Origin of the sequence: Paenibacillus haidiansis, assembly GCF_036553665.1 — a bacterium.
GTDB classification, from domain to species: domain Bacteria; phylum Bacillota; class Bacilli; order Paenibacillales; family Paenibacillaceae; genus Fontibacillus; species Fontibacillus haidiansis.
This window is the reverse complement of record NZ_JAZHPZ010000002.1, coordinates 218,251-230,912: the sequence shown is the minus strand read 5'-3', so window position 1 is coordinate 230,912 and position 12,662 is coordinate 218,251. Positions and strand designations below refer to the sequence as shown.

Sequence of the window (12,662 nt, the reverse complement as noted above, 5' to 3'; positions counted from 1 at the left end):
CAAGGAAGATAGAAGAAACCGACAGAATTTTTTACACATGAAGTCTACACGAGGTGAGTGTGTTTGAAGCATAGAGTTGTGGTAACCGGCATGGGGGCCGTGACGGCGCTCGGTAAAGATCTGGACACGTTTTGGAGCAATTTGACGCAAGGCAAATCCGGCGTATCCGCGATCGAGTCGTTCGACGTCAGCGAATATCCTACCCAAATTGCCGCTTCGGTGAAGGATTTCAATCCCGAAAATTACATGGATCGTAAGGAAGCAAGAAAGATGGACCGCTTCGTCCAGTTTGCGGTGGCGGCTGCAACCAGCGCCCTCAAGGACAGCGGACTCAATATCGCCGAGCAGGCCGACCCGGAACGGGTTGGCGTGATGATCGGCTCGGGGATCGGCGGACTGGGCACATGGGAGGACCAGCATAATGTATTGCTGCAAAAGGGTCCGAAGCGTGTCAGCCCGTTCTTTATTCCCATGATGATCGCGAACATGGCCTCCGGGCATGTGTCGATCCTGTTCGGAGCGAAGGGCCCGAACAGCACGGCGGTGACTGCGTGCGCGACCGGAACTCATTCCATCGGCGATTCGTACAAGCTGATTCAGCGCGGAGATGCCGATGTGATGATTTGCGGCGGCGCGGAAGCAACGATCCGCCCAACCGGCCTGGCCGGTTTCTGCGCGATGCGGGCGATGTCGACCCGCAATGACGAGCCGGAGAAGGCGAGCCGTCCGTTCGATGCGGAACGGGACGGATTCGTGATGGGCGAGGGCTCGGGCATTCTGATTCTGGAATCGCTGGAGCATGCGCAAAAACGCGGCGCGAAAATCTACGCCGAGGTGATCGGTTACGGTTTAAGCGGAGATGCCCATCATATGACGGAGCCGGACCCGAACGGTCCGGAACGCTGCATGAAGATGGCGCTGCGCGACGCGGGGATCGATCCCGGCGAAGTGGATTATATCAACGCGCACGGCACCTCGACGCCGGTCGGCGACCGGTCGGAAACGATCGCGATCAAGAACGCGTTCGGCGAACATGCGTACAAGCTCGCGGTCAGCTCGACCAAGTCGATGACGGGCCATCTGCTCGGTGCAGCCGGGGGCGTGGAAGCCGTCATTTGCGGATTGACCCTGAAGAACGGAGTCATCCCTCCGACGATCAATCTGGAGCATCCCGATCCGGAATGCGATCTGGATTATGTTCCGAATGTGGCGAGAGAAGCGAATGTACAAGTGACCATGTCCAATTCGTTTGGCTTTGGCGGGCATAATGCCACGATTATTTTGAAGAAATTCCAAGCATAAGGGGACAGTCCGTTGAGTGGAGATATGAAGCAGTTACAACAAAAACTTCAACTGGCCTTCCAAAACAAACAGCTCCTTAAACAGGCTTTTACCCATGCGTCGTACGTCAACGAACACCGGTTCAGTCAGCACGAGGACAATGAACGGCTCGAATTTCTCGGAGACGCGGTTCTGGAACTGACGGTTTCGGAACATTTGTACCGGATCTTCCCGGATCGGCCGGAGGGCGAATTGACCAAGCTGCGCGCGGCGATCGTCTGCGAGCCGTCGCTGGTGAAATTCGCCGAGAATTTGGAATTCGGCAAGTACGTTCTTCTCGGCAAAGGCGAAGAATTGACCGGGGGAAGAACCCGTCCGGCACTGCTGGCGGACGTATTCGAGTCTTTTGTAGGCGCACTTTATCTGGACCAGGGGTTGGAGGCGGTCACGGCCTTTCTGCACCGGCATGTGTTTTCCCAGATTTCGCTGGACGGCAAGCTGCAGACGACCGATTACAAAACGGAGCTGCAGGAGCTGACCCAGCATCACAATATGGGAGCGCTGGAGTACCGGATTATCGAGGAACGCGGCCCCGCTCACGAACGCGAATTCGTGTCCGAAGTGTTTATGGACGGCCGCGGTCTGGGCCGGGGAACCGGCCGGTCCAAGAAAGAGGCCGAACAGCAGGCGGCGGCCGTCGCTTTGGAGCGGCTCAAGCAGGCGGAGCGGAATCCTTCGTAATTCCGCTTCCTTGAGGGCTGCGGCAAGCGGCGAACTGCAGGTGAAGGCAAAGGTAAAAGGACTACCTCGCTTTGGATTGCAGCCTAAGTCGGGCTTTGGACCGGCTTAGGCTGTTTTTGGTTCATTCGGATGGGGAATGTTGCGTTATATACAACATTTTGGCTTGCAAACGTATATTTTGTCCGCTTAAAGCTGTAATTTGTACAGGATTTTTATCATTCAAAGCCTGGATGAAGTCTATCCGGGTCAAAATCCTGTATATACTGCAACATTTAAGAGGCTCGGCGCCTCTGACAAGCCAATATGTTGTATAGAATACAACAATTAAGTTAGGGACTGCGGCAAAGAGGGAGCGGTTTTCTTTTTCAGTAAGGAGCATAGGCCCAATGAATATGGCCGTTTCGCTTGTCCCACTGCGCTGCCTGCGTATGGTACAATACTCGTTAGAGGTGATCGTGAGCGTATGTTTTTGAAACGGATCGAATTAGCTGGTTTTAAATCTTTTGCCGACCGGACGGAAATGGAGTTCGTCCGGGGCATTACCGCCGTGGTAGGGCCCAACGGCAGCGGAAAGAGCAACATTTCCGACGGAATCCGCTGGGTCTTGGGCGAACAGAGCGCCAAATCGCTCCGCGGCGGCAAAATGGAAGACATCATCTTCGCCGGCAGCGACGCGCGCAAAGCGGTGAATTTCGGAGAGGTGTCGTTGACCCTCGACAACGGGGATCACGCCCTGCCGCTCGATTTCAGCGAAGTGACGGTCACCCGGCGGGTTCATCGCAGCGGGGACAGCGAGTATTTTATCAACAAGCAATCCTGCCGGCTCAAGGATATTACCGAATTGTTTATGGATACCGGGATCGGCAAGGAAGCCTATTCGATTATCGGACAGGGGCGGATCGAGGAAATTCTGAGCACCCGGTCGGAGGATCGGCGGGGCATTTTCGAGGAAGCTTCCGGCATTGTGAAATACAAAAGCCGCAAGCGCGACGCCCGGCGCAAGCTTGACGAGACCGAAGCGAATCTGCTGCGCATTCACGATCTGATCAGCGAGCTCGAGGACCAGATCGGTCCGCTCAAAGAGCAGTCGGATAAAGCTTTGAAATTCAAGGAACTGCGCGAGCAGTTGAAAAATAAAGAAATTTCCCTGTATGTGCACCAAATCGAGCAGATTCATCAAACCTGGAGCGAAGCCAACGCCCGGCTGACCAAACTGCAGGAAGAGCAGCTCGCTTTATCCACGGTCGTATCGGCCCATGACGCGAAGCTGGAAAATGACCGGCTCGCGCTGCGCCAGGTCGAGGAGACGATCGAGAAGCTACAGGGCCAGCTGCTGGAATTCAGCGAAGGCTACGAGAAGACCGAGGGCTTCGGCGAAGTGCTCAAGGAGCGGGCGAAGAACCTGACGCAAAACCGCGATCAGCTTCGGCAATCGCTCACCGTGAGCGAGGAGCGCTACGCGCAGCGGTCCGCGGAGATGGAGGAGCTGGCCGCCAAGTTCACGGCGGCGGAGAAGCAGCTCACGCAGCTGCGCTCCGAGTTGTCGGCTGAGGAGGCCAAGCTCGTCGGCGTCACCGGCGGAATCAGCCAGGAGCAGGAAGAGAGCCTGAAAGGCAAACTGCTTGAAATCATGAACCTGATGGCCCAAACGCGGGGTGAGATCCGTTACGCCGACCAGCAGAAGGAGAGCGTACAGCGCCGGATGGAGCGCTCGGAGGAAGAAGGAGCCAAATGGCGGGACGAGCTCGAACGGCTGAAAGACAAGAAGCGCGAGCTTGAACTCGCCTTGGAGCAGCTCGGCAAGGAGATTGCCGAGCTGCGCGGCAAGTATATCTCGGAAAGTGAACGGGTGCAATCCCTGCAGAAGCTGGCCGAGGAGAGCCACAGCGGCATCCGCAAATGGGAACAGAAACGCGAAGCGCTGGTGTCCCGGCGCGATACGATGAAGGAAATGGAAGAGGATTTCGACGGCTTCGCCCTTGGCGTTAAGGAAGTATTGAAAGCCGCGCGCAAGTCGGTCCTTAACGGGGTACACGGGGCCGTCGCCGAGCTGATCAGCGTGCCGCAGAAACTGGAGATCGCCGTGGAGACGGCGCTCGGCGCCGCGATGCAGCATATCGTCATGGAGAATGAGGCCGTCTCCCGGCAGGCGATCGCCTTCCTGAAGCAACGCCAGCTCGGCAGAGCGACCTTTCTCCCGCTGGACGTCATCCGGCCGCGGCAAATCTCCCCCGCCGACAAGCGGCAGCTGGAAGATGCCGACGGCTTTGTCGGCATCGGCGCGGAGCTCGTCGGCTTTGAGCCTCGGTATGCCGACATCGTCGGCAGTCTGCTCGGCAATGTGGTCTTCGCCAGCGATCTGGAGCGCGCGAACAAGATGGCGGCGCGCTGCCAATACCGGTTCCGCATCGTGACGCTGGAGGGCGATGTCGTCAATGCCGGTGGTTCGATGACCGGGGGCAGCCAGCACCGGAAGAACAGCAATCTGCTGGGCCGCAAGCGCCAGTTGGAGCAGCTTGATGCCGATATCGCCGAAAGCGAGAATATGCTGGACAAGCTGCGCAAGGGTCTGAAGGACATCCGCGAGCAGGCGGAATCCGCCGAGCGGGAGCTGACGAGATTGCGCGAAGCCGGGGACCACAAGCGGACGGAGGAGCAATCCGTCGCCGGGGATCTGAAGCAGGTCGACCACGAATGGAAGCATGTCTCCGAACAATTCCAGCTGTACGGGCAGGAGAAAGGCCATTACCTCAAGGAATTGGAGGAGCTCGACAAGAGCAAGGCGGCGGGCGAGGCCAAGCTTAAGGAGCTGGGTCAGGAGGAGCAAACCGTTCAGCAGTCCATACAGGCGGCCGAGTTTGCCCGCAAGGCCAACGAGTCGGCCAAGGAAGAGCTGCAGGATTTGCTGACCGGATTGAAGGTCCGCGAGGGCAAGCTTGACCAGGAAGGCTCCTCCTTGCGCGATCAACTGCGCCGTTCCGAGGAGGACTGCGCCGTACTTAAGCGGGAGCTTGAGCAAAACCGCAGCATTTTACAATCGATCGAGGCCGACTTGGAGCAAAACGAGCGGCAAAGCGTCAGCCAGCGCGAGGAGCTGAACGATTACAAGCTGAAGAAAGAGCGCGCCGGCGAGCAGCTTGAGCTGGAGCGGGCCAATCGGACCGTGCTGACGAAAAAGCTGGAGGAAGGCGAGAGCGAAACGAAGGAGCAGCGGCTTGGACTGAAAAACGTCGAGGAGCAGCTCCGCCAGACTGAAATCCAGGCCAACCGCCTCGATGTCGAGCTGGATAATATTTTGCGCAAGCTCGCCGAAGACTACGAATTGAGCTATGAGCGGGCCAAGCAGTTATATGCGGTACCCGAGGACGTGACGCAAACGCAGGGCGAGGTCAAGGAACTGAAACGTCAGATTTCGCTGCTCGGCGAGGTCAACTTGGGCGCGATCGAGGAGTATCAACGGGTCAATGAGCGCTACCAGTTCCTCAGCGAGCAGAAGAATGACCTCGTCGAGGCGAAAACGACGCTGTACCAGGTAATCAAGGAAATGGACGATGAAATGTCCAAGCGGTTCAAAACGACCTTCGACGCGATCCGCCGGGAATTCGTCATCGTGTTCTCCAAGCTGTTCGGCGGAGGCAGAGCCGATCTTATCCTGATCGACCCGGACAATTTGCTGGAGACCGGGATCGATGTCGTGGCCCAGCCGCCGGGCAAAAAGCTGCAAAATCTGCAGCTCCTGTCGGGCGGAGAGCGCGCCTTGACCGCAATGGCATTGCTGTTCGCGATTTTGCAGGTCAAGCCCGTGCCGTTCTGCGTCCTCGATGAAGTCGAGGCGGCGCTGGATGAAGCGAATGTCGTCCGGTTCGCCCAGTATTTGCGCGAGTTTTCGGAGCAAACGCAGTTTATCGTCGTGACGCACCGCAAAGGGACGATGGAGGAAGCGGACGTGCTGTACGGCGTGACGATGGAAGAGGGCGGCGTGTCCAAGCTTGTCTCCGTCAAGCTGGAGGACGAGGAATCGATGGAGATTGCCTGAGTGTATAAAATAGGAGGGAACCTATGAGTTTCTTTAAAAAACTGAAAGATAGCATCGCGTCCAAAACCGAATCCGTGACGAAACAGTTTAAGGACGGTTTGGAGAAAAGCCGCAAGGGCTTTGTGGAAAAAGTCACTGAGCTCGTTACCCGGCGCAAAAAAATCGACGAGGAATTTTTCGAGGAGCTCGAAGAAATCCTCATCGGGGCCGACGTGGGCGTCAATACGGTGATGAACCTGATCGACGATCTGCGGGCCGAAGTGAAGAAGCGGAAAATCGAGGAGGCTTCCGAACTGCAGCCGATATTATCCGAGAAACTGATCGGGCTGCTGCGCGGCGACGAAGATAACGAGCTGAGATTGAATCCGGACGGCATCACCGTCATCTTGTTTGTCGGCGTCAACGGGGTCGGCAAGACGACGACGATCGGGAAGTTGGCCCACCACTTTAAACAGCAGGGCAAAAAGGTGATTATGGCGGCGGGCGACACCTTCCGCGCGGGTGCGATCGAACAGCTGGAAGTGTGGGGCCAGCGCGTCGGCGTCGAGGTGATCAAGCAGCAGGCCGGCTCCGATCCGGCGGCGGTCATGTTCGATGCCGTGCAGGCCGCCAAGCAGCGGGGCGCCGACATATTGCTGTGCGACACGGCCGGACGGCTGCAGAACAAGACTAACCTCATGGAGGAGCTGAACAAAATTTTCCGCGTCATTCAGCGGGAAATTCCGGATGCGCCGCATGAGGTGCTGATGGTGCTGGACGCCACCACCGGACAGAACGCGCTCAGTCAAGCCAAGCTATTCGGCGAGAAGAGCGGCGTGACCGGCCTTGTGCTGACCAAGCTGGACGGCACGGCCAAGGGCGGGATCGTCATCGCGATCCGCCAGGAGCTGAGCCTGCCGGTGAAGCTCGTCGGTCTCGGCGAGAAGATGGAGGATTTGCAGAAATTCGATTCCGAGCAATTCGTCCACGGTCTTTTCGCGGGGCTGATCCGGGAAGAAGACGAAGCCGAAGAGGAACGGGAGTAACTTTTTTGGGCGGATGACCGTATATTGAGTGATATGTACTCAATAATCCAATGTGACGGGAGGCGAAATGATGGCCAATACGCATACCTATCCGCGCCGGGAGGAGATCGCCAACGCGATTACCCACGGGATCGGAGCGATGCTCAGCATAGCGGGACTGGTGCTGCTGATCGTCTTTTCCAGTTTGAAAGGCACCGCATGGCATGTCGTCAGCTTTACGATTTACGGCGTGAGCATGCTGCTGCTGTATTTGAGTTCCACCCTGGTGCACAGCTTCAAGGAGGGCAAAGCCAAGGATTTGTTCGAGATTTTTGACCACTCCTCCATTTATATCTACATCGCAGGCACGTACACACCGTTTCTGCTGGTAGCGATCCGTGGACCGCTCGGCTGGAGCTTGTTCGGGGTCATCTGGGGCATCGCCCTGGCCGGCGTTGTGTTCAAGGCGTTCTTCGTCAAACGGTTCCTGTTCATGTCGACGTTCTTCTACTTGATCATGGGCTGGCTGATCGTCATTGCCTGGGGACCGCTGACGGTCGCTGTGCCTTCTGAGGGGATTGTGCTGCTGGTGACAGGCGGACTTCTCTATACGCTCGGTACGATATTTTATGTGTGGCGGGCTTTTCCTTTCCATCATGCGATATGGCATCTGTTCGTACTCGCCGGAAGCGTTACGCATTTCTTTGCGATTTTGCTGTATTTGCTTCCGAATTGGTAGAACAGGGCCTTAGGCAAAACTGAAATCATGTAAAAGAACCTTCGGTACCATTGGATTATGGTGTTGAAGGTTCTTTTTTGAACTGGCGAAAAATTTTATTATTATATTTATTGCATCATTCAGAAGGATGTTAAGGAGAATTACTTGACAAGGGATTCTCCATCCGGTATGATAAGGAACGTTGATGCGCTGTAAAGTGTTTTTCCTTGACGGAGGGGGTGCCCAGATGAGTCAAGAGAATAGGCTTGAGAAGACAAACCGGATCAACCTTTTGTTCGATTTTTACGAAACCCTGCTGACCGAAAAGCAGCAAACGTTTCTCAAATATTATTTTCTCGACGATTTTTCCTTGGGCGAAATCGCCGCGGAGTTTGGAATCAGCCGCCAGGCGGTTTACGAGCATATCAAGCGGGCGGAAGAGATGTTAGAGGTATACGAAGAGAAGCTGGGCCTGCTCCGGAAGGATGAGCAGCTCGGCGAATTGCTGGCTCGGCTTGAGAAAGTGCTGGATGACAGCGGGATGTCCGAGGTACATAAAGAGACGGCAAAGCGCCTGCTGCGCCAGGTTGGACAACTGTAATGTCGCCGGCTATTAGCAAAGACAAGGGAACGAACGGAGGTGACCTAAAGAATGGCTTTTGAAGGATTGACAAACCGCTTGCAAAGCGTATTCAGCAAGCTGCGCGGCAAAGGGAAGGTTTCGGAAGACGACGTGAACGAAGCGATGCGCGAGGTGCGCCTCGCGCTCTTGGAAGCCGATGTCAACTTTAAAGTGGTCAAGGATTTTATCGCCAAAGTGAAGGAAAAGGCCGTCGGCAGCGAGGTCATGGAGAGCTTTACGCCGGGCATGGTCATCATCGACATCGTCAACAAGGAACTGACGGAGCTGATGGGCGGCAGCCAGGCGAAGCTGGCGAAGAGCAACCGGCCGCCGACCGTCGTGCTGATGGCGGGCTTGCAAGGTGCCGGTAAGACGACGACTTCGGCCAAATTGGCCAAGCTGTTGCTGAAGGGCAATCATCGCCCGCTGCTGGTTGCGGGGGATATTTACCGGCCGGCTGCGATCAAGCAGCTGCAGGTGCTTGGCGAACAGATCAAGGTGCCGGTATTCACGCTTCCTGAGGGCAACAGCCCGGTGGAAATCGCCCGTCAGGCTTTGCAGCATGCCAAGGATAACGGCAATGACTACCTGCTGATCGATACGGCGGGCCGGCTGCATGTCGACGACGAACTGATGGAGGAGCTCCGGCAGATTCATGAGGTGACAAAGCCGGACGAAGTTCTCCTAGTCGTCGACGCCATGACCGGTCAGGACGCCGTGAATGTGGCCGACAGTTTCAACAAACAGCTTGAGCTGACCGGCGTTGTGCTGACCAAGCTCGACGGGGATACCCGCGGCGGCGCGGCCTTGTCGGTAAAGGCGGTCACAGGCTGCCCGATCAAGTTTGCCGCACTCGGGGAGAAGATCGACGCGCTCGAGCCGTTCCATCCGGAGCGGATGGCGTCGCGGATTCTCGGCATGGGCGACATGCTGTCGCTGATCGAGAAGGCGCAGTCCAATATCGACGCCGAGAAGGCGAAGGAAATGGAACGGAAAATGCGCAACGCGGAATTTACGTTCGATGATTTCCTGGAGCAGATGGATCAAGTCAAGAAGCTCGGTCCGATCGACCAGATTATGGATATGATTCCGGGCATGGGCAAGATGAAGCAGATGAAGGACATCAAGGTCGACGAGAAGCAAATGGGCCGGGTGGAAGCGATCGTGCATTCCATGACCAAAGAGGAGAAGCAGAACCCCGATATGATTAACCACAGCCGGCGCAAGCGGATCGCCGCCGGGAGCGGAACCACGCTCGCGGATGTCAACCGCCTGATCAAGCAGTTCGACGAGATGCGCCGGATGATGAAGCAGTTCTCCGATATGATGGGCCCGAAAGGCAAGGGCTCGAAAATGATGAAGCAGCTCGGCAAGGCCGGCAAGGGCATGAGATTTCCGTTCCGGTAAGGGCCCGTGCCTAACCGGATGAAATATTATTTTGTAGGATTGATTCTTTAAAGGAGGTGAATTTCGTGGCAGTTCGTATTCGTTTGAAACGCATGGGCGCTCATAAAGCTCCTTTCTATCGTATCGTGGTGTCGAATTCCCGTTCCCCGCGTGACGGCCGTTTTATCGAAGAGATCGGTTTCTACAATCCGGTAGCTGAGCCGGCAGTAGTGAACATCGATGAAGAAAAAGCATTGAAATGGCTGCAGGACGGTGCGCAAGCATCCGATACCGTTCGCAACCTGCTCAGCAAAGCGGGCGTAATGAAGAAATTTCATGAGCTTAAGCAGCAGAAATAAGTGCTGATTCGGAGGGTCTCATATGGAACAATTAGTCGGCGTTATTGCGAAGGCTCTTGTTGATCATCCGGACGATGTCCGTGTGAGCGTTGTGGAGAAGGAACACCTGATTGTGTATGAGCTGTCCGTACATCCCGATGATGTGGGGAAAGTGATCGGCAAGCAGGGGAGAATCGCCAAGGCGCTCCGCACGGTTGTAGCATCGGCAGCCGTCAAGATGGATAAACGGGTTACCGTTGACATCATGTCTTAAAGATATACGAAAGGGGGTTAGGATGTTTGTCCTAACCCTTTTTCGTACATGCTGAAGCTGGGGGAAACGGGAGATGAAGAAGACCGGATATTGGCGGTTTGCCGCTCTTATTTTGTTTGCGTGTTTGCTAGTAAGCCTATTTTTCAACGTAAAATGGTTACCCTACAAACAAACGCAGCAGCAAAGCTATTCCCTACTGTTGGATCAATCCTTTAATTATGGGATCGATTCGGCCGTGACGGAAACGGATTCCGTCATCGAACAACTCCGAGGCCGCGCGGCGGACGAAGAAATTCTGCTGGGGCTCGGCAATGTATCGGCGAAATAAATTGATCAGGAATTTGGAGCTTTTGACTACGGATTTGTCGGAATTGCACGGGCAGTTTAACGGCGATCGGCTCGCCTTGGAAGAGCCGACGGGGATTGAACAGGAGTGGCGTGAAGCGGTCCGGAGCATCGTACTCCGCAATGACGGATTTGAGCTGTACGAACGAATGAAAGTTAAATACGGCTTTGATGCGGATGAGGACGTTCCGCCGTTGTAGTCTGACAAGTTTTAGGGAGGTTATTATGGATTCATTTTTGTCGGTAGGAAAAATCGTGAATACGCACGGGATTCGCGGCGAAGTGAAGATCTTGCCGCATACGGATTTTCCGGAGGTGCGTTTCGCTGCGAAAGCGAAGCTGCTTATCGTGCATCCGGAGCAGGGCGGGAAATTTGAGGTAACGGTCGCCGTGGCCAGACCTTATAAGCAGATGTACATCGTAAAATTTCAGGAATTCGGAGACATCAACGAGGTTGAGAAATATAAAGGTTATGATCTGAAGGTACCCAAGGAAGATACGGTGGAGCTTCCGGAAAACGAATATTATTTCCATGAGATCATCGGCTGCCGGGTTGTTGACGACGAAGGTAACGAGATCGGGGTAATTGAAGAGATTCTTCGCCCGGGCGCCAATGACGTATGGGTGGTCAAGCTGCCTTCCCGCAAAGAATTGCTGCTGCCGGTGATCGACGACGTGGTCCTGGATGTCGATGTAGAGTCCAAGCTCGTTAAGATTCATCTCATGGAAGGGCTGTTGTAACGATGCGCATGGACGTTCTGACTTTGTTCCCTGAAATGTTTGAAGGGGTTTTTTCGAGCAGCATTCTCGGCAAAGCTCGGGAAAAAGGCATCGTATCCTTGAACGCGGTCAATTTCCGGGAATATGCAGGAAACAAGCATGGTACCGTTGACGATACGCCATATGGCGGCGGGGGCGGGATGGTGCTGAAGCCGGAGCCTATTTTTCATGCGGTCGAGGATTTGCTGGCCCCGAGGGCGGAAGAAGCCGACAAGGCGGAAGGCGGTTTCTCCCGAGCCCCGCGGATTATTTTGATGTGCCCGCAAGGGGAAACATTTACGCAGCGCAAGGCAGAGGAACTCGCCGGCGAAGAGCATCTGATTTTTATTTGCGGACACTATGAAGGCTACGACGAACGGATCCGGGAACATCTCGTGACCGATGAATTATCGATCGGTGATTATGTGCTGACGGGGGGAGAGCTGCCGGCAATGGTGATCATCGACAGTATCGCGCGCCTCTTGCCCGGCGTGCTGGGCAATGAAATGAGCGCGGTCACCGATTCGTTCAGCACCGGGCTGCTGGAGTACCCGCACTATACCCGTCCTGTTGAATTCCGGGGCTGGAAGGTGCCGGACATTTTGCTCAGCGGCCATCACGCCAACGTCGCCGACTGGCGGCGCAAAGAAGCGCTGCGCCGCACCTGGCGGCGGCGTCCGGATTTGCTCGTTACACTCGACTTAACCCCGCAGGATGAAAAGTGGCTGAAGGAGTTTCAGGAACAAGCGGAAGAGGAAAATTAATAATACAGCAAAAAAGAATCGCAGTCTGGGCTGCGGTTCTTTTTTTTGCATTAAAAGGGGAGATGGAAAGCCGTTTGTTGTTGCGTAATATTCATGTTGGATAATAAACAAGATTGAGTGGAATAATGTTATTCCGTGTCCGGAAAATGACTGCCTACCTTTATAGTCTAGAGTGACGATTCCGTGACAAAGATGCAAAAGCCGCTGAAATGGGTAATAAAGAGACGGCAAGGTTGTCCGAGCAGGTTCGACTGATTTAGGAGGCATGAAAATGGAACAACAACCGGAACAACAGGAAAAACAGCAGCAATCCCAGCATGACAGCATGCAATGGGAGGAAGAACGTCTATTGACGGTTGATGATATTTTGGAATTTTATGCGAGACGGCAATAG

General features: G+C 55.1%; 14 protein-coding genes. All 14 read left to right on the top strand.

Going from position 1 to position 12,662, the window contains the following annotated elements; genetic code table 11:
- Positions 1 to 63: 63 nt before the first annotated feature.
- The 14 genes from fabF (at position 64) to V3851_RS05340 (ending at position 12,662) form a co-directional block, all read left to right on the top strand.
- Positions 64 to 1,302: a beta-ketoacyl-ACP synthase II gene (gene fabF / locus V3851_RS05405; protein ID WP_331845498.1), complete on the top strand. Its 1,239-nt coding sequence runs from the start codon at positions 64 to 66 to the stop codon at positions 1,300 to 1,302.
- Between the two features lie 12 nt (positions 1,303 to 1,314).
- On the top strand, positions 1,315 to 2,022 hold the full coding sequence (rnc, locus tag V3851_RS05400; protein ID WP_331845497.1) for a ribonuclease III: 708 nt from the start codon (positions 1,315 to 1,317) through the stop codon (positions 2,020 to 2,022).
- A 463-nt stretch (positions 2,023 to 2,485) separates the two neighbouring features.
- Entirely contained in the window at positions 2,486 to 6,058 is a 3,573-nt protein-coding gene (gene smc / locus V3851_RS05395; protein WP_331845496.1) for a chromosome segregation protein SMC, read from the top strand.
- A gap of 23 nt (positions 6,059 to 6,081) precedes the next feature.
- Positions 6,082 to 7,083: a signal recognition particle-docking protein FtsY gene (gene ftsY / locus V3851_RS05390; protein WP_331845495.1), complete on the top strand. Its 1,002-nt coding sequence runs from the start codon at positions 6,082 to 6,084 to the stop codon at positions 7,081 to 7,083.
- A 70-nt stretch (positions 7,084 to 7,153) separates the two neighbouring features.
- Positions 7,154 to 7,801, top strand: coding sequence for a PAQR family membrane homeostasis protein TrhA (gene trhA / locus V3851_RS05385; protein ID WP_331845494.1), 648 nt, complete (start codon positions 7,154 to 7,156; stop codon positions 7,799 to 7,801).
- Positions 7,802 to 8,027: 226 nt separating this feature from the next.
- A complete protein-coding gene (locus tag V3851_RS05380; RefSeq protein WP_331845493.1) occupies positions 8,028 to 8,381 on the top strand; it encodes a putative DNA-binding protein in 354 nt (117 codons plus the stop codon).
- A gap of 51 nt (positions 8,382 to 8,432) precedes the next feature.
- Positions 8,433 to 9,809, top strand: a complete 1,377-nt coding sequence (gene ffh / locus V3851_RS05375) for a signal recognition particle protein (RefSeq protein WP_331845492.1) — start codon at positions 8,433 to 8,435, stop codon at positions 9,807 to 9,809.
- A gap of 65 nt (positions 9,810 to 9,874) precedes the next feature.
- A complete protein-coding gene (gene rpsP, locus V3851_RS05370; protein ID WP_114495920.1) occupies positions 9,875 to 10,147 on the top strand; it encodes a 30S ribosomal protein S16 in 273 nt (90 codons plus the stop codon).
- A 22-nt stretch (positions 10,148 to 10,169) separates the two neighbouring features.
- The gene (locus V3851_RS05365; RefSeq protein WP_331845491.1) at positions 10,170 to 10,400 is read left to right on the top strand and encodes a KH domain-containing protein; all 231 of its coding nucleotides are present in this window, start codon (positions 10,170 to 10,172) and stop codon (positions 10,398 to 10,400) included.
- A 73-nt stretch (positions 10,401 to 10,473) separates the two neighbouring features.
- Positions 10,474 to 10,728: a hypothetical protein gene (locus V3851_RS05360; RefSeq protein WP_331845490.1), complete on the top strand. Its 255-nt coding sequence runs from the start codon at positions 10,474 to 10,476 to the stop codon at positions 10,726 to 10,728.
- A 22-nt stretch (positions 10,729 to 10,750) separates the two neighbouring features.
- The gene (locus V3851_RS05355; RefSeq protein WP_331845489.1) at positions 10,751 to 10,945 is read left to right on the top strand and encodes a hypothetical protein; all 195 of its coding nucleotides are present in this window, start codon (positions 10,751 to 10,753) and stop codon (positions 10,943 to 10,945) included.
- Positions 10,946 to 10,967: 22 nt separating this feature from the next.
- Positions 10,968 to 11,486 carry a ribosome maturation factor RimM gene (rimM, locus tag V3851_RS05350; protein WP_414859271.1) on the top strand — a complete coding sequence of 173 codons (519 nt, stop codon included), beginning with the start codon at positions 10,968 to 10,970 and terminating at the stop codon, positions 11,484 to 11,486.
- 2 nt (positions 11,487 to 11,488) lie between these two features.
- On the top strand, positions 11,489 to 12,268 hold the full coding sequence (trmD, locus tag V3851_RS05345; RefSeq protein ID WP_331845487.1) for a tRNA (guanosine(37)-N1)-methyltransferase TrmD: 780 nt from the start codon (positions 11,489 to 11,491) through the stop codon (positions 12,266 to 12,268).
- Positions 12,269 to 12,539: 271 nt separating this feature from the next.
- Entirely contained in the window at positions 12,540 to 12,662 is a 123-nt protein-coding gene (locus V3851_RS05340) for a hypothetical protein (RefSeq protein ID WP_331845486.1), read from the top strand.